The organism is Wolbachia endosymbiont (group A) of Opomyza germinationis (assembly GCF_964264765.1).
Classification (GTDB): Bacteria; Pseudomonadota; Alphaproteobacteria; order Rickettsiales; family Anaplasmataceae; genus Wolbachia; species Wolbachia pipientis.
In genome coordinates this window covers 148,237-174,269 of the sequence record NZ_OZ183482.1, presented here as the reverse complement: position 1 = coordinate 174,269, position 26,033 = coordinate 148,237, and the positions used below count along the sequence as shown (strand labels likewise).

Sequence of the window (26,033 nt, the reverse complement as noted above, 5' to 3'; positions counted from 1 at the left end):
TGGAGGAGTTTGGCCTACCTATTAATGATAATCTTTTCAAGCCATCTGTAAAAATGAAAAGTTTCTGAAAACGGCAATTACTTTTTGGTTCATGAATAGAATTATTAAAGATGCTTTTTATTCAAATTTTAAAGGGCATTACAGGTGCTAAAGGGTACAGTTTAAAGTGGAATCACTTTAAAACGTAATTACAGGCTTTTTGCCTACCAATGAGACATAAAGTACGAAATATAAATCTTTGTCTCTATTTTGAACTATTAGCGGTAGTTAGCTGGTTCTTTACATTAAATAACTCAGCTATATTATAGTGCATTTTTTATATTAACTAAATCTCTTAATTGATCGTTGTTAAATTCTGTAATCCAACTCTCGCCACTACTTATAGTTAGGTTTGCTAATTCCTTCTTGCTTTGAATCATCTCATCAATACGCTCTTCAAATGTACCTGTTGAAAGTAGCCTGTACACCATGACATTACGTTCTTGCCCGATACGATAGGCCCGATCTGTTGCTTGTGCTTCCACTGCTGGATTCCACCATAAATCGTAATGTATTACATGGTTTGCCGCTGTTAAATTAAGCCCTGTTCCACCAGCTTTTAAAGACACTATAAGAATGTTGGACTGGAATAAGTTTTGAAAGTCATTAATCATTGTATCACGTGCTTTTCTAGAAAGTCCTCCATGTAAAAATGGCACTTCTGATTCAAACCTTTCTTCAAGTAGCCTAGCTATAATCTCACCCATTTCAGTGTATTGAGTAAATATCAATGATTTTTCTGCAACTTCACCAATACTAATCAATATTTCCTCAAGCATCTGCATTTTACCGGATTGTTCAATACTCGCACGCTTTTTCTTGCCAAACTGTGATGGATGGTTACAAATTTGCTTTAAAGCATTGATAAGTTTAAAGATTAGTCCCTTACGTTCAATCCCTTCACTTTTTTCTATCTTCTCCATAGTTGTATCAACAACCTTTTGATAAAGCGCTGTTTGCTCTGAAGTGAGGGAACAATAACGATTGTTCTCAATTTTATCTGGTAAATCCTGAATAATGCTTTTATCACTCTTAAGCCTACGTAACATAAAAGGGCTAGTGATTTTCATAAACCTTTCTAGACAAGTTTTATCTCTTGCTTTTTCAATCGGTGTTGCAAAGCTGCTTTTAAACTGCTTAGGAGTACCAAGATAAGATTTGTTGATAAAGTCAAAAATGCTCCAATACTCAAGCAACCTATTCTCAACAGGCGTACCACTCATAGCTATCTTATGTTTTGCTGCAATAGTTTTAATTGCCTTGGTTTGTTCGGTATTAGGATTTTTTATATTTTGTGCTTCATCAATCACGAGCAAAAACCAGCGAATTTTATTAAGTTCTTTTTTATCACGACGTGCAAGACCATAGGATGTTAGAGCTACATCATAATCACTTGCCAATTCTCGATTTTGTCCGTGATAGACGAAAAGCTTTAATTCTGGTGCAAAACGTTCCATCTCTCGTTGCCAATTACTTAATATGCTTGTGGGAGCTACTACCAAGACTCTGTCCCGATCCAAAAACCCTGTATTTTTGCAACACAGAATAGCTGCTATAACCTGTAATGTTTTACCAAGACCCATATCATCAGCAATTATGCTACCAAACCCGTTTTCTATGTTCTGTACAAGCCAACTAAATCCACGTTCTTGATATGGGCGTAGTTGTGCTATTAGATTATTTGGTGTAGTAACAGGTGTGTAAGTATTAAGTTTATTAAATAAGCTTGTAAGCTGCTGGTCAAATGCTACTTTAGTTTCATTTACTTCTCCTGTTAGAGCAGCTTGCATAAGCTCTGCTTGACTTAAATAATCAGGCAATTTATCAAGTTTTTTTAATAAAGCTTCTACCTCTTTGTCATCCAAAAGGACGTACTGATCGACTATTCGCACAAGCCCTCGGGAATCTTTTAGCAATTTTTTAAATTCTGTAACGCTTAGTTTTTTATCTCCTATTGCTACTTTCCAATCAAATTTCAATAAATTTTCCAGCGTTAAAAAGCTTTCGCGATCTTCTTTTATTTTATCTTTAGTAGACAAATTAAGACTTAATTGTGGTTTTAAGATTTTTTGTAAAGATTTCGGCAAAATAACTTTGATGCCTATTGCTCTTAGTACAGGCAAGATATGCAAAAATAATGGTGCAAAATTATCTAAATTAAATGATAATGTGCTATTATCGTCAATCGACTTTTCTAGTTCAGGTATATATTCAGACAAAAGTGCAAGATCAGATAAAATACTAAGCTTTACGTTTTGATTAGAGAGTGCTTTTTCCAGCTTGATGAATGACTTCTCATCATCCAGTGATAACTGTACCTCAAGTTCAAATTTTTCATGGTGATCTTTTATCATTAAATAGAGTTTGTAAGGTTTATCTGCTAAATAAAGACGTGAAAGCCAGAGATTAATTGCTTGCGGTATTTCCTTGTTGCTAAACTCAGTAAACTTGTATGATCTTCCAGTAAAGAATAATTCAAAGATGGATTTATCTCTATGCTTATCCAGTGATGCAGGAAAGTTATCTTCTATATACCCTAAAAGGATGAGAGAGATAGCAACATTTACTTGTTCCTCTGGTTCCATAACGATTTCTTGATATTTAATCAATAGAGGCGGACAAATAGATGATATCTTGCTATGAATTTCCTTAACTGACTCATTAAACAACGCCGGAATCCACCTAATTATTACTTCTCCTCTTTTGTTTTGTAATACTTGTGGTATTAGCGCTGACTTTTCCATTAGCATATGTGCAAACTGTGAAATCATATGCATGAAGCGAAGTTCAGGGTTAAGTTTGTGGAGTAACGAACTAGGAATATCATTTAAAAATCGTGCTACATCCCTCAATACATTTCCACTGAGCCTAAATAAATTAGTTGTACCATTGCTCACTTGAGTAAGGTAATGCTGATCATCAATGAATAGTTGAAATGTTTGCCAATTCTCAATATTTCCCCATCTTTTAATAAATAGCTCCTCTTCTGATAGTTCCTTCTTAGAAGCTGGATAGTACACTAATCTTCCTGCAGGATACTTTTGCCAATGCTTATAAGCTATCTGTAAGATATTATGAAAGTTTTTTTCAAAAAAAAGTGGATTATCTGTTAAAATACTACTGATACAATCAAAAAGGTTAGGAATAGTTGATAAATCAATATCATTTAAAATTGCTTGGTTATGTATTCTAATTTTAGAACATGCCTTAAATATATCATCTATCTTTAAAATGTTTTGAGCATTTTCTAATTTTCCATTCCCAAAATCATCGATAAGTGCTGACAAATTACAATTATGAATATTAAAAATCATGAAGGGGTTTTTATCAATTTCTGCAGCAATAAGATAAATTACAGCAGCAATGTGTTTACAAGGCATAGCCCAATCAGGACAACTACAACTTGCATTCATCTCCTGCCAATTTGAAGGAAATAATTTAATCCCAAGATCATTAAGCTTATCAAACAAGCTGGCTGATAATTGTCTATTTATCAATTTAGCTAATATAGCTGGTGAAGTTTCAATAATTTGACGAATGGTCTGTTGTTCTGATGAGCTTAATTCATTGAGTATAATTTTGACTTTATATGGTTGAGGTTTTGAACCACGATATGGGTAAGATCCTGAGCTATGAACTTTAGCTGTAACTATGTGACCATTAATTTTAATACCAAAAGCTCGACCAGTATTAGCACAAGTTCTGCCACGTGGAAGACGGTTATCATAATCTATTCCGTCAAAAGACTGGAGCCACTTCTTACCCCACCATGTTCTTCCATAAATAGTCATCTTGTAAAACTATATATTTTAACCTAGATAAGCTAGATGCTGATTCTATGGACGATTTTCTCTGAATATGCAAAACTCATCTTGAACTACTACAAAATGTTAATTATAACAACAGAGAGGGCAAAAGCAATAAACACTTATATCAAAGGAAAAATTGATTAAGGGAAAAGTGAAACTTTTTAAAGGTTGTTTAATACCTTTACACCTGTGATTGTAGCACTAATGTTGTGCGATAAATGTACAGTGAAAATGTCATCAGAAGTTACCCAATTATTGAGTAGTTTTTTTTACGGCGTCAAGACTCTTGCCAGCATAGAAAATATCAGTTCCTATATAAATATCCTTATGGGCTAAAAGAAACTTCTATTGGTTGATAGAAAACAGAAAAAAACTATTTAAAAAGTATACTCAACAATATAACAAGGAAGCATAAGTTAGGAAAAGTAGTAGGCCGTTGATAAGGATTTGCCTATTTTCTCGATCAACTAGCTTTTGTATAAGTACTGATGGGTCAATATAAATGAGTAGTTCTGGGAAGCTTACTTTATCGGCTAATCTATATTAGCGTCATAGAGGATTTATATATTTCAAGCATGTTAATTATTTTTTCTGGATCATTTAGGAAACTATAGTAGACTTTACAACTCATTAATTATCACTTAACTTACCTCCTAGTAAGTTCTTGAGTTATGTATGGATAACACGTTGATAATATTAGCAGCAGGAAAAAGCAGTAGAATGAATTCACAGTACTCAAAAACACTACACCTAGTAGGAAATTTTACTCTTTTAGAGCATATAATTCACAATGCAAAACCGCTGAGTTTAAAAAGTCTATCAATTGTCATTAACAAGCCTTTTCTAAAGGAGTTAGAAAGATTTAGTACCTTAAAAGATATAATTGATAAATATAATATAAAATTGATAATTCAAGAAAATATTACAGGTACTGGCACTGCAGTTAAAATTGCCCTAGAAAGCCTGGAGCGGTTATCTGACCAAGACATAGTTTTAATACAGTACGGAGACACCCCGTTTATATCTAGTGATACAGTTATGAGAATGACTGATTGTTTAAAGTGTAATAATAAAAATTTAGTTCTTCTTGGATTTAATAGTCAAGATAAGCAATATGGAAGATTAGTAATTGATGATAATGACAATGTTCAAAAAGTCTTGAAAAGTGAAGATGAAATTCTTCTTGCAAACTCTGGAATAATGGTTTCATACGCTAAAGATCTTTATACCCTAATAAAAGAAGTAAAATTTAATGATTCGACCAACGAATGTTGTCTTAATGATATAATACCCATTGCAGCAAGCAATAACTTACGTGCAGGTTATGTAGTCGCTGACGAAAAGGAAGCAATGGGGGTAAATAACAAAGAGGATTTGGTCAAAGCAGAACGTTATTTTCAGGCAAATAGAAGAAGACAACCAACCCTTCTTTCATAACTATATTTTTTTATTCATTGATCCTTAATTTAAGTTGACATTTGTTTTATACTAGTTTTATAATGCTTTTTAAGTCTTACTTGTAAGATGATAGGTGTGAAAGATTTTCCTGGTTGTAGTGAGAGGGACACATGGGAATATTAATAACAGGTGCTGCAGGTTTGATAGGATCGGCTTTAGTAGAAAAGTTAGAAAAGCAGGGTTATGAAGTAATAAGCTGCGATATTAGGTTTCGCGACAACCCACTCAGTTTTTTTTCAGAAGATATAATGCCGCTACTCGCTAAGTGTACGGGGGTTATTCATCTGGCTGCAATTTCTAGAGTTATACATGGTGAGCTTTATCCTGAATTGTGCCAAAAAGTTAATGTCGATGGTACAATCCAATTCTTAGAATTCTGCAAGTCGCTTCCGAATAAACCATGGTTTATATATGCAAGCAGTAGAGAAGTATATGGAGAACAAAAGGAACTACCAGTTGCAGAGTCTGCTAGTATCAACCCAATAAATAATTACGCCAAAGGTAAAGCATTTATTGAAGAACAAGTAATAAATTTAAAAGGTTCTAACTTTAATGTAGCAATATTACGCTTCTCAAATGTATATGGTGGTTTACTAGATCATAGTAGTAGAGTAATTCCTGCACTCTGTATCAATGCATTGAAAGGCGATCCAATTAGGATAGAAGGTAAAGAATGTGTTTTTGATTTTACCTATTTGGATGATGTTATAGAGGGTATATACTTAACTGTTAAATATTTACAAAACGAGAAATCTTCTCTTCCTGCTATTCATCTTACTACTAATAGCCCATGTACTTTAGAAAACTTAGCAAAAACAATATTAAAAGTCACGGAAAGTGATTCTAGAATTGATTTTTATCCTCCAAGAAATTTTGACGTAACTAAGTTCCATGGTGATTTTACTAGAGCTAAAGAGCTACTTGGTTGGTCTCCAAAGCATTCATTAAAAGTAGGATTAGGTAAATTTATAAAAAGTCTACAAAACAATACACAAGAATATCCTAACAATATAGATATGGTAATATATGAAAATATTAAAAGTTATTCATGGTTACCCTCCTTATTATAGCGCTGGTTCGGAGGTTTACAGCCAAACTCTTGCCCATGAACTAGCCAATAATAATGAGGTACAAATATTTACTAGGCATGAAAACAGCTTCTTACCTGATTTCCATTATACTATAGCTCTGGACTGTAGTGATTCCCGGATCTTACTGAATTTAATTAATATACCTACAACTAAATATCGTTACAAATTTATCAATGAAGAAGTAAATATAAAATTTAAAAGAATAATAGATAACTTTCAACCAGATCTTATACATTTTGGTCATCTTAATCATCTATCAATTACTTTACCAGAAGTTGCTTTTAAAGAAAATATACCTACAATTTTTACGCTACATGATTTTTGGTTAATGTGTCCAAGAGGAAGATTTATTCAACGTAATTCTGAAGATTTGTTACGGCTTTGTGATGGACAGAAGGATCAAAAATGTGCAACCCAATGTTACAAGGGGCATTTTACAGGAGATGAAGAATTCTTGAATTCAGACTTAAATTATTGGGAACAATGGGTTGCAACTAGAATGAAGCAAACAAAGAAAGTAGTGGACTATATAGATTACTTCATTGCTCCGTCAAAATTCTTAATGGATAAATTTACTCAAGACTTTAATGTTCCGATAAACAATATTTCTTATCTTGATTATGGTTTTGATCTAAATCGTCTTAAGAATAGAAATAGGGTGCAAGAAAAAGGGTTTATTTTCGGTTATATAGGTACTCATACTCCCGAGAAAGGTGTTGACCTATTATTGAAGGCTTTTTCTCGCTTATCATCTAAAGCAAAACTTAGAATTTGGGGAGCGGCAAGGGAAGAAACTAAAACTTTAAAAGCGATTGCCGATCAGTTTCCACATGCTGTTAAAGAAAGGATAGAATGGATGGGAAGTTATAACAATAAAAATATAGTTACTGATGTATTTAATAAAGTTGATGCGATAGTTGTTCCTTCAATTTGGGGTGAAAATTCACCATTAGTAATACATGAAGCACAGCAACTGAGTGTACCAGTAATAACGGCTGATTATGGTGGCATGGCAGAATATGTAAGAGATGGAATAAACGGACTATTATTTAAGCATAGAGATACAAATAGTTTGTCAGAAAAAATGCAAGTCCTATCTACAGACCAGGAATTATACAGTGAACTGACCCAAAGAGGCTATCTTTATACTAAAAATGGTAATGTACCTTCTATAAGTGAGCATACTGAGAAACTTAACAAAATTTACCGTAATGTTATTGAAAATAAAGGCAAATCAGTGGCTACAAAACCTGGTCCTTGGAGAATTACTTTTGATACTAATCCAGATTACTGCAACTTTGCTTGTGTAATGTGTGAATGCTTTTCACCATATAGTAAAGTTAAAGAGGAGAAGAAAGCTAAAGGGATAAAACCCAAGATAATGTCAATAGAAACTATCAGGAAGGTAATTAAGGAAGCAGATGGAACACCTTTAAGGGAAATCATTCCTTCTACTATGGGTGAGCCTTTAATGTATAAAAGCTTTGATGAAATAATCAATTTGTGCCATGAGTTCGGCCTGAAGCTTAACCTCACGACCAATGGTTCTTTTCCTATTAAAGGAGCTAGAAAATGGGCTGAACTATTGGTACCAATTTTATCTGATGTTAAGATTTCCTGGAATGGGGCAACTAAAGAAACTCATGAAAGAATCATGAAAGGTTCAAAATGGGAAGTAGTGACAGAAAATTTAAAAACTTTCCTTGAAGTTAGAGATAAATACTTTAGCGATACAGGTGAAAGGTGTACCGTTACTTTACAATTAACATTTTTAGAAAGTAATTTACATGAACTTTACGACATAGTTGAGATGGCTATAAAAAATGGCATAGATAGAGTTAAAGGACATCATCTTTGGGCACATTTTAAGGAAATTAAGGATCTATCTATGAGGAGAGATGAATTAGCAATTAGTAGATGGAATACGGAGGTGGGAAGGTTATATGAACTTAGGGATAATATGCTATTGCCAAATGGTAAAAAGATAAAATTAGAAAATTTTACGATCCTTTCTCAAGAGGGTATCAAGGATTTGGCTCCAGGTGGTCAGTGCCCATTTTTAGGTAAAGAAGCATGGATAAACAATGAAGGCAAGTTTAGTCCCTGCTGTGCTCCAGATGAACTACGCAAAACATTAGGAGATTTTGGCAATGTTAATGAAGTTAAACTGGAGGAAATATGGCAAAGTAGCGAGTACCTAAACTTACAAAAGAATTATTTAAACTATGAATTATGCAAAACATGCAACATGAGAAAACCATTAGTCAATTAATGAAAGATAGTGAGTACCTTAAATCTATTAGGGTTTCCCCCTGTGAAAGGTTTCACCAATTGTCAGAAAATCCTTTGTACAAAAATAGATTTATTAGAGTTGATAAATTTCACGAGCCTGGCCTTGCACCAGTTTATGATGAGACAGGCGCTTATCACATCGATGCAATGGGAGAAGCAATTTATCGCGACAGATTTTTAAAAACTTTTGGATTTTACTGCAATAGAGCAGCCGTAGAAGATGACACAGGGTATTACCATATTGATCCATCTGGATGTAGAGTATACAAACATTCGTATCAATGGATTGGAAATTACCAAGAAGATATTTGTGTGATTAGAAAGCATGATAAGTTTTTTCATATTGATTTGAACGGCAATAGAGTTTATGAGCAAGAATACAATTATGTTGGGGATTTTAAGGATGGTATCGCTGTAGTCCATAAAGATGGTAAAGCTACACATATTAATAATCATGGAAAGTTAGTACATAATAAATGGTATAAAAAGCTTAATGTTTTTCATAAAGGATTTGCTATTGCAGAAGATAAGCATGGCTGGTTTCATATAGATATTAATGGCAATCCTGTTTACCGGCAAAGATTTAAAATGGTAGAAGCATTCTATAATGGCATGGCAAAAGTTGAAACTTTTGAAGGTGTATTAGGACAGATCGATATTACCGGAAACGTAAAGTTTAGTATTTTTGATTTAGATAAAGAATCTCAAGTGCATAAGATTTCTGCAGAACTTTCAGCCTTTTGGAAAACTTACCTCGCAAATGTTGCTATTGAACTTGATTTGTTAAATATCTTACCTGCAACTATGCCAGTTTTATCTCAAAAGTTAAATATTATCGTTCCAAATCTAGAAAGGCTGTTAAGGGCGTTGTGGGAAATAGGGTTTATTGATTACGATAAGAACAAGGACTTATGGCAACTATCATCAAAAGGTAAGTGTTTTAAGGAAATACCATTTTTGCCTAAAGCAGCAGCAATGTGGGCAAGGGTTGCCGCTGAAAAGAATTGGTTAAAAATTGCCGATATATTAAGGCAGGAGTCAATATCTTCATTTGAATCTTTTAAGGAGAAAGAAACATCAGAAGACAGGAAAATAGCGTTTTACCAAGCATTGCTAGGATATTCCAGGTTTGACACTAAAGAGTTTAATTCTAGGGTTAATATAGATGGTGCTAAAAATATATTGCTATTTGGCGTACACTCTTTATTTCTTGCTTATTCTGATATACACAATAAAGGTTCTATAGGCTTATATTATTACAACGAACATAAAGTGCCTAGGCAGGCAGTAGAAGATTTAAAAATTAAACTCATAACTCAAGAAGAATTATCAGCTACAAATTATGAATTAGGTGTCTTTTGCCGCTTTCTGCAGCATTATGATGATAATAAGGTATTGTCTTATTTAAAATTGGTAAAAAATAAAGGAATACCACGCGTTTTAGTGATAGAAACTATCCTAGATTACTACTCCCCAGTGGGAGGTTCTGTAGATATTAATGTAATGGTTGAAACAGGGGGTAAACTAAGGACATTGAGCGATTGGAAAAGAATACTAAAACAAGTAAAAGGGCTTAAAATTTTTAGTATTGTACCTTTAACAGATTATTTATCAGTTATTGACATTAGGTGTTAATATATGAAAGCATTGCAAAAAAATGGTTTTTTTATTATCAAAAATCTAGTTCCTTTAGAGTTAATAACTCAGTCTTTAAATGATATAATAAGCAAGATATCAAAGTTATCTCAAGAATTAGGTGTTTCAACTTCTGACTATTTAAACTGCACTGGAAGATGGGGTACATCATCTCAGGTAACTAGAATTGTATCTCAAGTATTAGATAAAATTATTAAAAATTATCTTGAAAAGTCACTTCAATGCCAGATACTGCAGAAAAAATCAAATGTTATATGTAAAACTGCTGATTTAATAGATGCAGTTCCCTTCCATCAGGACATCTCTTATAGCTTTAATGACCCTTATCATTTTTCTGTTTGGCTAGCTTTGAATAATGTCAATAAAACTTCAGGTGCACTACAAGTTATAGAAGATAGTCACAACTGGAAAATACAGCCTCTAGTTGATTTTTGGCATCCATACTTTTTGGATCAATACTCGGATAACCGGGAAAATTATAAAATTAAGTCACTACCTATTTCAGCAGGAGATGCGATAGTTTTTGATTCACGGTTATGGCATGGTAGTGATAAGAATATAGATGCTAAAGATAGGTTTGCTTATGTTACGAGATGGGTTGTAAAAGATAAAAGTCTTCCTTGTGTGCCAAAACCTCAGCCTTCAGTTTTTGGTATATTAAACTGTGGTGCATTAACAGAATTTATACTGAGAGAATACTTATCATTATTTCGTCGCCAGGAAAGTATAAAAACAAAAAATATGGAAGAACTTATTAAGAGCTGGTTAGCCTTTATTACAGACACAACTACAAATATTTCTGAGGTCAACACTGCTGAAGCTAAGCGAGATTTATATAAGCTACTTATTCTGAATCAAGCGTCAGCACTACATGATGCTGGAGACATTTCAGGAAAAATATACAAAAATTTATGGTTTTCACTGCTTGTATTTCTCAATAAAAAAGTCAATGTGGTGGAGCTAGCATTATAAATGAACAAAAGTAGAGTTGGTAGTTTCAAGTATATATTGGTGTTCATTTTGAATATCTTATCCAAGTTTAAGCTTAATGTGCTTGTAATGTTCCTGGTTGCCCTAGTAGTGGCTGTTGATTTATCTTTTAGAAAGTATTTAGTAAAAAATATCTTAGATACAGCTGTAAAATATCAAGAAGGTAATGTAATTGAAAATCTTTTATTACCTGTAAGCGCTTATGTTTGTATGGCATTACTTATTACTACTGCTTTTAGATTCTATGGCTATTTTGTTGACATTCGAATGTTTACCTCAATGCGTCAAAAAATAGCTGATATGTCTTTTTACAGGCTGCTTCAGCAAGACCATTCCTATTATCAAAACAACCTATCCGGAAGTTTAGCATATAAGGTCAGTAACTTAATGGATAGTGTGATAGAGCTAATAAGACTGCTTATAGACTGTTTCTTTAGTTATAGTATAGCATTAATCTTGGCTATTTATACTTTATCACTAGTAAATATAAAGTTTGCAATAGCTACATTCATTTGGGTGAACATTTTTATTTTGATTTCGGTTTTCAGTTTTCGGGTGCTTACCGGATTAGCCGATGATCATTCTAAACAAAGTTCACAAGTAATAGCGGGTATAGCCGACAGTATTTTAAATGTTATATCAGTAAGGTTATTTTCTCGGCAAGCGCATGAGAGGCATAAATTTTTTCAAGTATGCAAGAAAAAAACTATTGCAGAAAGAAAATTACAATGGGCATACTTTTGGCTTTGGTTTATATATGGCTATTCATTTGATATACTCCAAGCAGTAAACTTGTATTTTTTAATTCATGATTATCAATTGAACAAGATTGCAATAGGAGATATTGCTCTTGTACTTGGAATTAATATATCGATTATAGAGTTTCTTAACCATCTAACTAGGAATCTTACCCAATTTTCTACTCATTTCGGCAAAGTTTCAGATGCATTGCCAATCTTGACTACCGTACCAGAAATTCAAGATAAGGAAAATGCTAAAAAATTAAATTTATTAAGTGGAAGAATAACGTTTAATAATGTTTCTTTTTCTTATGAGGGTCAGAAGTCATTATTTCAAGATTTTTCAGTTACCATTAATCCTTGCGAAAAGGTAGGTCTAGTTGGTTATTCTGGAGGTGGTAAATCTACTTTTATAAACTTAATCATAAGGCTATTTGATGTTAAAAAAGGTAATATACAGATTGATAATCAAGTAGTATCGGAAGTTACACAGAGTTCTTTGAGGCAACAAATATCTGTAATACCTCAAGAACCATTGTTGTTTCATGATACTATTTTAGCAAATATTATATATGGTAAACTTCAATCTACTATCGAAGAAATAATAAGAGCTGCAAAGCTGGCTGGTATTCACGATTTCATTATGACTCTACCCGATCAATATGAAACTGTAGTCGGAGAAAAAGGCATAAAGCTATCTGGAGGGGAAAGACAAAGAATAATCATAGCGAGAGCATTTCTAAAAAACGCTCCGATATTATTTTTCGATGAGCCAACTAGTCAGTTAGATTCTATAACAGAGAAAACAATTCAAATGAGTTTATTTAAGTTGATGGAAAATAAAACCACCATTACTATAGCACACCGTATTTCTACACTTTTACATATGGACCGAATTCTAGTATTTAACAAAGGAAAAATTGTCCAAGATGGTAAACACGCTGAATTAGTTTCTAAGCAAGGTCTTTACAAGGAACTTTGGAATGCTCAAATTGGTTGTTTGAATGGCAAAAAATAAGATGGAAAAAATTATTGATCTGAGAAGTGACACTACAACTCTGCAGAGCTCCAACGTTATACATGCAATAAGTAATGCAACTGTTGGAGATTTTGCTTATGGTGAAGACAAAAGCTGTAATGACTTATCAGAATATTGCAAACAATTATTCAAAGTAGAAGAAGCATTATTTGCAACCAGCGGTATGCTTGCAAATAGATTAGCCATTGCCAGTCAAACAAGTCCTGGTGATGAACTAATAACTCATTATAATTATCACGTTAATTTTTTCGATAGCGCAGGCAATGCAAAAGTAAATAATATCGTATTTAATTGTATTAGAAATAATAGCGGAATCTTAGATGTTGCTGAAGTAGAATATGCTATTAATTCTAAGCCAAGGTACAAAATTTTTGCTCAGGTGAGTCTTGTTTCTATAGAAAATAGTATAAACGGGTTTAATGGTAAAATTTATCCTTTTGAAAAACAAGTCGAGTTATATCACTTTTTAAAAGCTCACAATGTAAATCTTCATTTAGACGGTGCAAGAATATTTAATGCTCATGTCGAAACAAATATTGCTTTAGCAGATTATGCTAAATATGTGGATACAATGAGCTTTTCTTTTACCAAAGGACTTGGAGCTCCTTTTGGTTCAATGCTTATGGGTAAAAGAGAGATAATTGAAAGGGCTAAAAAGCTACAGGTTTGGCTAGGTAGTGGTTATCATCAGATAGGGTATTGTGCTAATGCAGCAAAGTATGTACTACAGAACAATATTTCTAGGCTTAAAGAAGACAATAAACTCGCCAAACTGTTTGCAGACAAGATTAAGGAAATTCCACACATAAAACTGGTACTACCTTATCCAGAAACTAATATAGTAAGCTTTAGTATAAAAGCACTAAATGTAACTAATGAGGTTTTCTTGAGTAAGTGCCAAGCTTATGGTTTATTGCTTTTTCCTTGGCTCGAGTCTCATATAAGAGCAGTTACCCATCTTGGCACAAAGGAAACAGACATCATGAAAGCTGCTGAAATTATAAAGGAGGTTGTGTTAAATTTAATATGAGAGTAAAAATAGATTTCTTTAGCGATTCAAACACTGACCCTTCAGCTAAAATGAGGGAAGCGATGGCTAAAGCAAAAGTTGGAAACGAAGCTGCATGTGAAGATCCAACTGTGAACGAATTAGTGGCAACCGCATGTAAAATATTAGGTAAACCTGCAGGAATCTTTTTGATTTCAGGAACGATGTCCAATGTAATTGCTTATAAAGTACACATTCAAAGACCTGGTGATTACTTGCTGCTTGATGAAACTTCACATCCACTCATAGTACAATCTGGCTTGATCGCAGCCCAGGCACATGCTACTCCTTTGCCCATCAAAGGTACAAGAGGAATATTTACTGGAGAACAAATTGTTGAGTTTATTACTCGTCCTAGTTTAAGAAATATTCCGAGAGTTGGGCTTGTTTCTATCGAACAAACGACAAATTTTGGTGGTGGAGCTGTGTGGCCTTTAGAATATATTCAAGAGATCTCAAGTCTCTGCAAAGAGAATGACGTATTCACTCATTTAGATGGAGCAAGACTGTTCAACGCTTGTGCTCATACTAAAATATCTCCAAAGGAGTATGCAAGTTATTTTGATTCGGTATTCATTGATTTTAGTAAAGGATTAGGTGCTCCAATGGGTGCAATATTGCTTGGAAGTGAAGATTTTATTGAAAAAGCTTGGTACTATAAGTTTCAAATTGGCGGAGGTATGCACCAAGCTGGCATTATTTCAGCTGCATGTTTATATGCTCTACGTAATAATGTAAATTCTTTAGAAGAAGATCATAAAAAAATGCAGCACCTTATAGAAGGCCTAGACTCCATAGATCAAGTTATAATTGATATCGACCTGTATAAAACTAATATAGCGTATTTTTCATTACGTACTAATTGTATATCTACTCAAGAATTAATAAACGTACTAATGACAAATTATGGAATTAGAATGGCTAACATCAAAGGTAAAATCAGAGCTATAACACATAGAGATATAAGCTATGAAGATATTAATACTACTGTATCTGCTATAAGAAAGATACTAAGTAATTTTCTGCACTAATTGTTTGCAAACTTCTTGTCAAACAATATTATACCAATATAGTATTATGCTAGCATCTGCATAGAGCTATTTGGGAATAGGTGTGAACTTTGTCTTCTTTCAATATTTACTATTCTTCTGTGGATATATGCTGCTTTATTTATCAAGACAAAGTATACCAATTGCTCTACCACTGTTAATAGATACTGACCATGTAAAATTAAGCTATTTTTTTGCCTGCTTTTCTTTTTTTTATGGAGTATCAAAATTTGTTAATGGAATAATCATGGACTCCAAAAATAATCCATTATTTATGTTTGGGCTATGCAATATTGCAACTGGATTATTAACCATTGGTATAACTTTATCATATAATAATCTAACTTTATTACTGTTAACATTAATATTATTAGCTTGGACACAAGGGTTAGGTTGGCCAGCTATTACCAAGTTTATGGTTACAAACTCTAGCATCTCTTCAATTGCATCATCATGGGGAGTTATGAGCGCATCTCAGCAACTTGGTTCTTGTATTACTTTAATTGTATTACCAAGTATAATTAAAATATATAATGCAAAAAGTGCATTTTTGTACTCTGGTTTCTTATGCTTACTTTTTGGAATTTATATAATATTAAAGGCATATTACAAAGAAAGTGCCAACTTTACTACCTATTATAAGGTGCAGAAATCTCAAATAGGTATCAAGGTAACAAGTTCCATATGGTTTCTATGTTGTGCTACTTTTTGTGCTTATATTATAAAAATGGGAATCTTCTTTTGGTTTCCTATAATTTTAAAGAATAAATTACAAATTTCTCTTGTACAATCCTCACTAATAACAGGCGTATATGATTTAGGTGGAATCCTTGGAACTTTAATAACAGGAAGAATTAGTGATATGTACTTCTTTCAAAATAGAAGCTTGCTGGCATCACTTTATATGTTGGGTATAGCACTCACTTTTATTGCAATGAACTTTGGTCAAAACATAATTCTTATGAACCTTTGTGCAATCTTATCAGGATTCTTTATATTTGGAGTGCAAGTACTGACAGGTGTTATAGCTGTAGAAATTGCTCCACAAAATAATGTATGTGCAATTGTAAGCTTAACAGGATTATTTGGGTATATTGCAAGTTCAATATTTTCATGCGTGCTCTTAGGAGTACTTGTTAAGCACTGTGGTAACAGTATTATGTTTTCATTTTTTTCCATTTGCTCTGTTGTTGCACTCGTTTGCTTTTCCATACTATCAAGCAAAGATCTAAAAAAACTAAGTAAAGCGGTGTAAAAAAAATTTCTCAACAGTTAAACTTTGTAGATAGATTTTTTACCCAAGGAATAAACATGGTAACCATATCTTAGTAATAGCTCGCTATCTAATAAATTACGGAAATCAAAAACATTAGGTGCAGCCATAATACTCTTTAAACTTGCAAAATCTTGATTTTTAAATTCTTTCCACTCCGTTAACAATAACAAGGCTTCCGCGTCCCTTGCAGCCCCTATAGCATTGTCCGCGTATTCTATATCCTTTAGAACTTGCCTAGCATTATCCATCCCCATTGGGTCATATGCAGTAATTTTAGCCTTGTTATTCACTAACAATTGTGCAATATCTATAGCTGGGCTATTTCTTACATCATCAGTACCAGACTTAAAAGTTAGCCCCCATATTGCTATTTTTTTATTTTGGACTCCATTTAATACATATTCTACCTTTTTAGCAATGTTTGTTATATGATTATAGTTAGATTCCTTAACTGAATTTAAAATTTGTAGCTTGACATTGTGATCTTCAGCAAGCCTTATTAAAGCTGACAAATCTTTAGGAAAACATGATCCTCCAAATCCTGGACCAGCTTTGAGAAATTCCTTACCTATTCTATGGTCCATTCCCATACTGTTAGCTAAAAGGTCAATGTCTGCTCCTAATAGCTCACATAAACCTGCCATCTCATTGATAAAAGCAACCTTTGTTGCTAGAAAAGCATTAGAAGCATATTTAATCATTTCAGCAGTAACTGTATCAGTGACTATTAACGGAATATTCTTATCTATAAATGATCTATATATAACTTCTAGTTTTGCTCTAGCTAGCTTAGTTTTTACTCCTATTATTATCCTATCTGGGTATAAAAAATCTGATACTGCAGAGCCTTGCTTGAGAAACTCTGGATTAACCCCCAAATCAAAGTTATAGCCCTTATTAGATAAATAATTATATATATTTTCTGCAGTACCAGGAGGAACAGTTGACTTTATCACTATTAAGCAATCTTGATTAACTCTCTCAGAAACTTCACTTACTGCATTATATACATTCTGTAAATTTGCATTTCCTAGGGAGTCTGATGGAGTATCTACAGTTACAAACACTACTTCTGTGTTGGGATTTATTTGAGAATACGAATCGAAGAATCTTATCCTTTGTAACTTTATATTATTCTCTAAATAGTCTGCTAATCCAGGCTCATATATAGGAATTTTTCCTAATTTCAATAACTCAATCTTCTTAGTATTTATGTCAATGCAATCAACGTTATGACCCTGCTCTGATAACATTGCACAAGATACTAAACCTACATACCCTATTCCTATAATGGTTATATACATCTTGTCATCACCTTAAAAATATCCTAATGTAGCTCAACTGCTTAAACATTTAAAAAGAACATCATTAACAATTAGAGTCATAAATTTTTACTCTAGCGTTGCATACATTATTTTTCTTAATTACTTTACTTTCTGAATAAACTATAAACAAAGTCGATGGTATTAATATTAAAATACCATACAAAGCACTTTTATCAGGCAACTCATTAAACATAACATATGTTACTATTGCAGAAATTATTAGCTCTATGTATCTATATGGTGCAAGTGCAGTAGCATCTGCAAGAGTAAAAGCTTTTAATGTGAAGAACAGAATTAGATTTGAATTAATTCCCAAAATCAGTAGTAATACTAATTCTAACAAGGAAGGCAAATGCCAATAAAACAGCAAAGGCACAGTGGAAAAAATAGTTGTTGTTAGAGCTGAATAAAATAACATACTTATTACGGACTCTTTTATTGCGAGTTTCTTATTAAGTATGTCTAATATAGCAAAGATTAATGTAGATACAATAAAAATAAGAATTTTAGGATTAAAGTCTTCACTATAAGCTTTGGTAGTAATAGCAATACCAACAAAGCCAATAACAGTTACTGACCATCTTTGCCAAATTATATTTTCATTTAGTAAAGGGATTGCAAGAAGTATAACAAATAATGGTATAGAAAAACTTATAATTGTTGCAGTTACTATGGGAAAAATAGCTAACCCATAGGTCCACAAGGTTATTCCAACAAATAACAATACTCCTCTAGTTATCTGAATAGATATTTGACTTGTTTTAAAAGCTTCTCTTCCATAGTAAAGCATAAAAGGTACAAGGGTAATAGTGCTAAATAAAAAGCGGAAAAAGATTACTTCAAAACTTTGGAGATGTAAACTTAGATATTTTGATATAGTATCATTAGCTACACTACTAAGTAAACTGAGTATAAACCAGGTAACTCCAAGCAAATAAGCTCTTAATCTGTGATCCATAAAACTCCCAATTTAATATTTTATGAGATAACTTTACTATAAAAAAGATCAATACTAGACAAGTTTTCCTCTATCTACTGTTTAACCATATTCATAAATATTTAGTAGAAATGATTTGAGAAGTATTATATAAAGTGCAGCTTTATTGTATAATTTTAATAAACAGAAATGCTAACTGATTTTTTTGTAATATATGATAATACTTGCGAATACTATCACATTATCAGGAAAAGTAATCGGGAGTACTGACGGCTGTGGCAATTTTACCAACTAGCTTCTCTGCTAGCATTAGCAATATGTGTTTTCAGTGTTAGCTGTGAAGACGTTAAAGAAAGTTATCAAACAAGCAAATTAGCAGCAAAACTTTACGAAAATGCTTCAGTTGAGTCAGCTAAACAAATTTTCAGAATAGATGTATTAAATACGTAACCATCTTTACTTATATCTTAATATAATGTTTCTCAGTACCGTCTTTAACACAATTCAATTTTCACACTCATCAGCAGTTAGGCCACTTGCTCGCACAATAATATCAATTGCAACACCTGCCTTTGCTAGATTTTTCGCAACCCTGATTTTCTCTGCTTTTTTAACTTTTTCCTTGCCGCTTTTCATATCTTCAGATAGAGATTTGACTAACGCATCTAATGATTCCGGTTCTCTGTACTCGTTTATTAAACTCAATAGCTTTTTACTTTCTCTCGTTTCAGGTAGCAAGACTTTAATATTTACTGATAATGCTCCTGCTATTTCATATAATTTATCAAATAGTATGGTAGTATAACCTCTTTCATATTCATGTATTTCCTTGAGTGTTACGCCAACTTTATCCGCTAAATCTTTTTGAGTATACCTTCTTATTAACCTCCATTCTCTTATTCTTTGCCCTATTCTGTAATATATAGAATCAGTGCAGATTTCTCTCTCTGTATTATCATACTCGTAAATAGATAAGCCGGTTGCCTGGGAAATTATGTCAACTGAAACTCCTTCTTTCACTAGATTTTTTGCTATTTCCAACCTTGCCTCTTCTTGATTAATTTTTTCGCTAATATGAACAAACCTGACTAATGAAGGTACTATTTTGCCTAACTTTTGATTCTCATATATTTTCGTTAGATAGAGTATTTCCTCGTCTTCATAGCTGTCTTCCCTTACTATTACTGGTTCGGGTAATAAATCTATAGCATTAACTGACAATACTCTTGCTATTACATATAGTACTTCAATTGGAATAGGAATATACCCATTTTCATAGCTGTTTACTTCTTGGTATGTTAAACCTATTTCACTTGCCAATTCTACTTGAGTATGCCCTCGCATTAACCTGCTATCTTCTATTTTTTGTCCTATTTTGTAGCTTATAGAACTAATATCGCTTACAGAAACAAACATATATACCTTACTTAGAAATAAATTTTCATGCAATTTGATCAACGGATAAACCGATTATTTGCAAAATAATATCAATAGAAATTCCCCCTTTTACTAAATCCTTTGCAACTTTAATCCTTTCTATCTCTCTCACTTTCTCCTCACAAATCCGTATCCCTTCAAACAAAGACTTTATTAGTGCATGCCGTAGTTCTTGGCTCTCAATTTCTTTGTATTCTTTAATCAAATCAGGTAGCTCATTTTTCACTTTACTCCCTTCCTCTATTAGTAGATCCGTAATATTAATCGATAATGCTTCTGCCATTTCATATAATTTATCAAGTGGAACAGCAGTCCTTCCTTGCTCATAGTTGCTTATTTCGTCACGTGTTGTACTCATTTTTTCTACTAAATCTTTTTGAGTATACTCTCTCACTAGCCTCCATTCTTTTATCTTCTTTCCTATTTGGCAGTAAATAGAACCTCCTTTTTCTTCAACGCATTCATCAGCAGAGAGGCCAATTGTTTTTGCAACAATATCAACAGAAACTCCTGCTTTAACCAAACCTTTTGCAATCTTTATTTTCTCTGCTTTTTTACTACTTTTTTCACTAACTTGGACAAAATTGGTTAGTAAACAAAACATCTTACGTAACTCCTGGTCATTAATCTTTTTATATTCTCTTACTAGATTTAAGATTTCTTCTCCCTCATCTTCAAGACAGCTTTTTGATATAGGAATTAGATCCGTAATACTGATTGATAGTGCCTCAGTTATAGCATATAACCTTTCAATTGAAATTCTACGATTCCCTTTTTCATATTGAAGTATTACCCAGTACTTTACACCAAGTTTCTCTGCTAAATCTTTCTGAGTATACCCTCTCTCTAACCTCCAACTTTTTAATTTTTCTCCCACTTTATAATCTAGACTTTTTTCCACAAAAAGAACCATACATATAATATTTTATACTATAGCTCAAAGGCTCCAGATATAATAGCCAGACTCTGGAACCTTTAAATTGATGAATTAAAGTGCCCTACAAGTTTCTTTACTATTTTCACGTACTTTGTCTGCCCATGAAAACAATTTTTCACTTACTTCCTTCTGCTTTTCACTCCATATGCCGCACCTAGTGAAATTACCTCTTTCTACCACTTTCTTAAGTTTCACTCCCCCAAAAAGGCAATTTTTTCCAATTTCTTCTCCTCTTTTTTGTAATTCAGCCCACATTTCCTTATCCGCTACTTTTACTTGTACCTGACTGCAGTTTTTTACGTCCTGGTACAATACAATATTTAGCTTACCAAGGCTTGTAGGAAATTCTAACACAACGGAGCTACCATCTGATACATCAACGTAATTTCTTGCACCTCCTTCCTCCCTTCTGATCTCAACTGCATTATTACCCATTTTTAAAATGTTACTCCCTAACTCTCTCAGTATTTTGGCTACCTCTACCTTGCTATTCCCAGAAAACTCTATGTACGATGTTGTATTATCTATCTCAATATCTATTAATTCTCCTTCTTGCACAGCACTTTCGCCAGCTTTCTCTAGTTCTTCTAGTCTCTCATCTATCTGTGGCTGAACTTCTGGTTGTAGCTCATTATAGATTTCACCTATCAGTTTATTCTGTAGTAGAGTATCATGAAACTCTGCACCACTTAGCATTAGCTTACGCATTATCTTTTTTCGATCACTTTTTTCTAATCTGTGAAAGTGTGTGCCCAATATCATGTATTCTGCGAAGCTCCACTCCCCATCATTACATGCATTTACTCTTGCTCCAGAGGCTAATACTTGCTCTATAACTTTATGCAATGCATTTACGTTTTTTGTCTCTACTACAGCACTCTTAAACCAGCTCAACTTTTCACTTTCGCTTGCACTTGGTTTTATTTTTTGCAAATTTGAAGCAAATGGATTTAAATCTTCTGCTTGATCATTTAAAGGTTTTGTGCCATAAACATAGTCAAGGCTTTTCCCGTAGTTGATTTTGTTTTCGCGAATGTTTCTGCTAGGGGAGGCCTCCCGGTTTATCTCCTTCTGGTTATTAATTTTACTCACAAATTTAGACTGCTTTATATCAACGCCTTCAAGAGCACCAAATATTTTCTTGTGATTAACATTAGTCTTTTTATTCCGATCTTTACTAGTCATATAAACCTCATATTAAAAATACTTTTTAAGCGTACAATAAACTTTATACATCTTACTACTCATTATAAATTATAATGAGTAGATTTGCAAATACTTTCTACTATAACAATCCATTTTCTCGAAAGCTGAAATAGCCTCCACTTGTGATGATAATATGGTCAAACAATTTTACGCTTACAGTACTACATGCTGCTGCTAAGCTCTTCGTTACTGCTTGATCTTCTTCTGATGGCTCTAAGCTCCCTCCAGGATGGTTATGTGACATTATTATTGATGTTGCATTTTTCATTAATGCCTTTCTTGTAATTTCCTTTATGTATACTGATGCTTTTTCCATTTCACCAATATAGGATTCTTCTCCAATTAGTTGACGCCTTTTATTCAAGTACAGTATTTTTACACATTCCCTTTCTGAGTGGCCTATACTTACGTTTAAGTACTCTACTATCCCTTGTAAGTCCATGATTGGCTCACTCTTAAGCTTTTCTTTCAGTACCCTTTCTAGTGTTTCCTTAACACACATAATCATTGCTACTGCAGAATCAGTTACTCCTTCTATAACTTTCAGGTCATCCATTTCTCTACCTAAAATCCTTCCTACTCCTGTATAAGTATTCACCAAATTTTTAGCAATTTCTTGAGCCTGTGGGCTTTCATGTACTGCACTTAGAAACGTTTCCATTATTTCACGATCAAGTAGTGCTTTGCCTTTGCTTTCTAATATTCTGAATTCGATTTCTTCTTTACTTTTATTCATATAATTTACCTTTCACTAACAACAAACTTTTTTTAGATATTTACTGCTGTTTTTTATCAGCATTGGCATAAAGCCATAGCTTTCGAGTGAAGTCAAATCAATTTCTCAATCTTTTTTACTTATTTTTTCATCTAAGAGTAAAGATATTAATATATACTGATTTTTTATTTTAAATCTGTTGAATTTCGCCTAAAGAGAGGCCTGTTATTTGCAAAATAATATCGGTAGAAATTCCTCCTTTCACTAAATCCTTTGCAATTTTCATCTTTTCTGCTCTTTTCACTTTTTCTTCGCAAATTTGTATGCTTTCAAACAGAGATTTTATTAGCGCATAGCGTAATTCTTGACTCTCAATTTTTTTGTATTCTTTTATTAAATCAGGTAGCTCACTTTCTACTATCTCATCTTCCTCTATGAGCAGATCTGTAATGCTAATTGATAATGTTTCTGCTATTGCATATAATTTTTCCAGTGGAATGGCCACACGTCCTTGCTCATAGTTGCTTATTTCATCACGTGTTGTATCCATTTTCTCAGCCAAATCCTTTTGAGTATACTCTCTTCCATTCTTTTATCTTTTTTCCTATTTGGTAGTAGATAGAACCTGTTTTTTCTTCAACACACTCATTAGCAGAGAGGCCAATTGCTTGTGAAACAATATCAACAGAAATTCCTGCTTTAACCATACCCTTTGCAATTTTTACCTTCTCTGCTTTTTTACTACTTTTCTCACCAACTCGGGTAAATTTTGTTAGCAAGTAAAACACCTTGCGCAACTCTTGATCATTAATCGTTTTATATTTTCTTACTAGATTTAATATTTCCTCTTCTTCGTTTTTAAGGCAAATTTTTTCACTTGATACAGGAATAAGATCTATGATGCCAACCGATAACACTTCTGCTATAGCATACAATTTCTCAATCGAAATTTTACGTGTTCCTTTTTCATATTGTAGTACTACTTGATACGTTACGCCAATTTTTCCCGCTAAATCTTTTTGAGTATAACCTCGCTTTAACCTCCAGCTCCTTACTTTTTGTGCTATTTTGTACCTTATCGAGATATTTGCCATAAATATTATACAGGTTAATACTACCAAATAAAGATATACAAAAGGGATGCTTCTTTCTATGTTTGAATTTTAGTTGAATATTTCTTCACAATTGTGTATAATTATTAATGCTTTTTAAGTGGATTTCCTATGGCTCTTTCGAAGTTTCTCGATCCCAAGAATGATATATCGTTCAAGCGCATCTTTGGTACTGAAAAAAATAAAGATATCCTTATTCACTTTCTTAATGATATTCTCGGCTTTGCTGGAACAAATGCAATACAGGATATAGAGTTTTTAAGTACTATTCAAGATCCTGATATTGCTTCTAAAAAACAAAGCATTGTTGATGCTCTTTGTAGAGATAAAAATGGGCTGCAAGTGATAGTCGAAATGCAGGTCGCTAAAACTAAGGGCTTTGAAAAACGTGCTCAATACTATGCTGCTAAAGCCTATTCAAGACAGGCTGACAAAGGCGATCAATATCATGACCTTAAGGAAATTATCTTTATTGCTATAGCAGACTGTATTTTATTTCCTGATAAGTCTGAGTATAAGTCAAAGCATACCATTCGCGATGAAGATACTAATGAACATGATCTAAAAGATTTTTACTTTATATTTATTGAGTTGCCTAAATTTCCAAAAACCAAAGAAGATCAGCTTTCAAGTATTGTTGAGAAATGGGTCTACTTCTTTAAATATGCAGATGAGACTAGTGAAGAAGAGCTGGAAAAAATAATAGGTAGTGATCTAATAATTAAAAAGGCCTATGAAGAACTAAATAGGTTCAACTGGTCAGAAAAAGAATTTATTGCCTATGAACAGGAAATAAAACGTATTCTTGATGAACAGGCTGTCCTTGCTCAAAAACTTGATGATGCTACTGCAAAAGGCATCCTCATCGGACATGAAAAAGGCAGAAAAGAGAGGGAAATTGAAGTTGCAAAGAATCTACTTAAAGCAGGAGTTTCTATTGATATCATAGCTCAAACTACTGGTCTTACAGCTAATGAAATTAAAGACTTAAGCTCTTTGGATGTTTAGATGAACATCTTTGTACTAGATGAAAACCCAGAGATTGCGGCAAAAATGTTATGTGATAAGCATATAGTAAAAATGCTATTAGAAACTGCTCAGTTACTGAGTAATGTTTTTTCAATAGCATTAAAAGTGCCAAATCCTTTAGTCAGCATCACAGACCAGAATATAGAAGTTCCATATAAACTTACTCACAAAAACCACCCTTGTTCTCTATGGGCTAGACAATCCAAAGGGAACTTTTTCTGGTTAATAAAATACGGAAGGGAGCTGTGCAAAGAGTATACTTGGCGATATAAAAGAAAACATAGATCAGAAGAAGTTATAGATTGGTGTGATAGTAATAAGAATTTGCTTGTTTTTCAATCAACCGATATAAAGCCTTTTGTACAGGCGTTACCAGATCAATATAAGTCTAGTCATTCAGTAAAAGCTTACAGAGAGTACTACCTAAAAGAAAAGATGAGGTTTGCTAAGTGGGAAAAGGGTAGAGAAGTACCGGATTGGTTGCTAAGCAGAATCGTACGTCTGAAAAGCCGCAAATAAAAAGAACGCCTTAATTAGTAGAGAGGAAGGTGCATAAAAACTAAAACATCTTCTCACTTTAACTCTTAATTAGATTTGAGGTAAATCATTAAAATCTCCACTCTTTTAACTGAGTCTGATAAAATTTAAAAACGGCAGTTTATTGAATACTTTACATGATTAAACCATTAAAACTCTTCAATTTTACTGAATTGATGGTAATTTCAAGGTATTTGCTGCTCAAATTTAGATACATGCTAATTTCTCTATTATAAATACTTAAATTATAAACTATTTACTCTTTAATTTTGGTTATTAGTACTGCGATCCAGAGGTATTCCAACATCACT

The 26,033-nt window shown here is 33.0% G+C and carries 18 protein-coding genes and 1 pseudogene; 11 read left to right on the top strand and 8 right to left on the bottom strand.

Annotated features, from left to right (window positions below):
• Nucleotides 1-302: 302 nt before the first annotated feature.
• Nucleotides 303-3,830, bottom strand: coding sequence for a DEAD/DEAH box helicase (locus tag ACFEL3_RS00890; RefSeq protein WP_044471241.1), 3,528 nt, complete (start codon nt 3,828-3,830; stop codon nt 303-305).
• A gap of 693 nt (nt 3,831-4,523) precedes the next feature.
• Between ACFEL3_RS00890 and ACFEL3_RS00885 the strand changes: the two genes are divergently transcribed.
• The 9 genes from ACFEL3_RS00885 to ACFEL3_RS00845 all read left to right on the top strand — a co-directional run bounded on the left by ACFEL3_RS00885 (nt 4,524) and on the right by ACFEL3_RS00845 (nt 16,466).
• Nucleotides 4,524-5,285 carry a sugar phosphate nucleotidyltransferase gene (locus tag ACFEL3_RS00885; RefSeq protein ID WP_010082157.1) on the top strand — a complete coding sequence of 254 codons (762 nt, stop codon included), beginning with the start codon at nt 4,524-4,526 and terminating at the stop codon, nt 5,283-5,285.
• A gap of 131 nt (nt 5,286-5,416) precedes the next feature.
• On the top strand, nt 5,417-6,376 hold the full coding sequence (locus ACFEL3_RS00880; protein ID WP_006280064.1) for an NAD-dependent epimerase/dehydratase family protein: 960 nt from the start codon (nt 5,417-5,419) through the stop codon (nt 6,374-6,376).
• On the top strand, nt 6,333-8,669 hold the full coding sequence (locus ACFEL3_RS00875) for a glycosyltransferase (protein WP_375316764.1): 2,337 nt from the start codon (nt 6,333-6,335) through the stop codon (nt 8,667-8,669). Before ACFEL3_RS00880 ends, ACFEL3_RS00875 begins: the two co-directional genes overlap by 44 nt.
• Nucleotides 8,630-10,324: a WG repeat-containing protein gene (locus ACFEL3_RS00870; RefSeq protein WP_006280066.1), complete on the top strand. Its 1,695-nt coding sequence runs from the start codon at nt 8,630-8,632 to the stop codon at nt 10,322-10,324. The genes ACFEL3_RS00875 and ACFEL3_RS00870 overlap by 40 nt, the downstream gene beginning before the upstream one ends.
• 3 nt (nt 10,325-10,327) lie before the next feature.
• Nucleotides 10,328-11,317 carry a phytanoyl-CoA dioxygenase family protein gene (locus tag ACFEL3_RS00865; RefSeq protein ID WP_006280067.1) on the top strand — a complete coding sequence of 330 codons (990 nt, stop codon included), beginning with the start codon at nt 10,328-10,330 and terminating at the stop codon, nt 11,315-11,317.
• Nucleotides 11,318-13,093, top strand: coding sequence for an ABC transporter ATP-binding protein (locus ACFEL3_RS00860; RefSeq protein WP_265017943.1), 1,776 nt, complete (start codon nt 11,318-11,320; stop codon nt 13,091-13,093).
• Nucleotide 13,094: 1 nt separating this feature from the next.
• Nucleotides 13,095-14,144: a threonine aldolase family protein gene (locus tag ACFEL3_RS00855; protein WP_006280069.1), complete on the top strand. Its 1,050-nt coding sequence runs from the start codon at nt 13,095-13,097 to the stop codon at nt 14,142-14,144.
• The gene (locus ACFEL3_RS00850; RefSeq protein WP_006280070.1) at nt 14,141-15,193 is read left to right on the top strand and encodes a threonine aldolase family protein; all 1,053 of its coding nucleotides are present in this window, start codon (nt 14,141-14,143) and stop codon (nt 15,191-15,193) included. Before ACFEL3_RS00855 ends, ACFEL3_RS00850 begins: the two co-directional genes overlap by 4 nt.
• Nucleotides 15,194-15,320: 127 nt before the next feature.
• Complete coding sequence (locus ACFEL3_RS00845) at nt 15,321-16,466, top strand: MFS transporter (RefSeq protein ID WP_006280071.1); 1,146 nt, start codon at nt 15,321-15,323, stop codon at nt 16,464-16,466.
• Between the two features lie 17 nt (nt 16,467-16,483).
• Here ACFEL3_RS00845 and ACFEL3_RS00840 read toward each other — a convergent pair whose 3' ends face one another.
• The 7 genes and pseudogenes from ACFEL3_RS00840 to ACFEL3_RS00810 all read right to left on the bottom strand — a co-directional run bounded on the left by ACFEL3_RS00840 (nt 16,484) and on the right by ACFEL3_RS00810 (nt 24,138).
• Nucleotides 16,484-17,791 (bottom strand): UDP-glucose dehydrogenase family protein, encoded by a 1,308-nt coding sequence (locus tag ACFEL3_RS00840; RefSeq protein ID WP_006280072.1) that lies wholly within the window; start codon nt 17,789-17,791, stop codon nt 16,484-16,486.
• A 64-nt stretch (nt 17,792-17,855) separates the two neighbouring features.
• Nucleotides 17,856-18,770 (bottom strand): DMT family transporter, encoded by a 915-nt coding sequence (locus ACFEL3_RS00835; RefSeq protein WP_006280073.1) that lies wholly within the window; start codon nt 18,768-18,770, stop codon nt 17,856-17,858.
• A 483-nt stretch (nt 18,771-19,253) separates the two neighbouring features.
• Nucleotides 19,254-20,165, bottom strand: coding sequence for a helix-turn-helix domain-containing protein (locus tag ACFEL3_RS00830; RefSeq protein ID WP_010962716.1), 912 nt, complete (start codon nt 20,163-20,165; stop codon nt 19,254-19,256).
• 25 nt (nt 20,166-20,190) lie between these two features.
• On the bottom strand, nt 20,191-21,099 hold the full coding sequence (locus tag ACFEL3_RS00825; RefSeq protein ID WP_006280075.1) for a helix-turn-helix domain-containing protein: 909 nt from the start codon (nt 21,097-21,099) through the stop codon (nt 20,191-20,193).
• Between the two features lie 75 nt (nt 21,100-21,174).
• A complete protein-coding gene (locus ACFEL3_RS00820; RefSeq protein ID WP_375316763.1) occupies nt 21,175-22,308 on the bottom strand; it encodes a hypothetical protein in 1,134 nt (377 codons plus the stop codon).
• A 100-nt stretch (nt 22,309-22,408) separates the two neighbouring features.
• A complete protein-coding gene (locus ACFEL3_RS00815; RefSeq protein WP_265039536.1) occupies nt 22,409-23,065 on the bottom strand; it encodes a RadC family protein in 657 nt (218 codons plus the stop codon).
• A gap of 169 nt (nt 23,066-23,234) precedes the next feature.
• Nucleotides 23,235-24,138 (bottom strand): annotated as a pseudogene (locus ACFEL3_RS00810) (helix-turn-helix domain-containing protein).
• A gap of 129 nt (nt 24,139-24,267) precedes the next feature.
• Between ACFEL3_RS00810 and ACFEL3_RS00805 the strand changes: the two are divergent.
• Nucleotides 24,268-25,164 (top strand): Rpn family recombination-promoting nuclease/putative transposase, encoded by an 897-nt coding sequence (locus ACFEL3_RS00805; protein WP_265017944.1) that lies wholly within the window; start codon nt 24,268-24,270, stop codon nt 25,162-25,164.
• A complete protein-coding gene (locus ACFEL3_RS00800; RefSeq protein ID WP_010082266.1) occupies nt 25,165-25,704 on the top strand; it encodes a pyrimidine dimer DNA glycosylase/endonuclease V in 540 nt (179 codons plus the stop codon).
• The last annotated feature ends 329 nt before the right edge of the window (nt 25,705-26,033 follow it).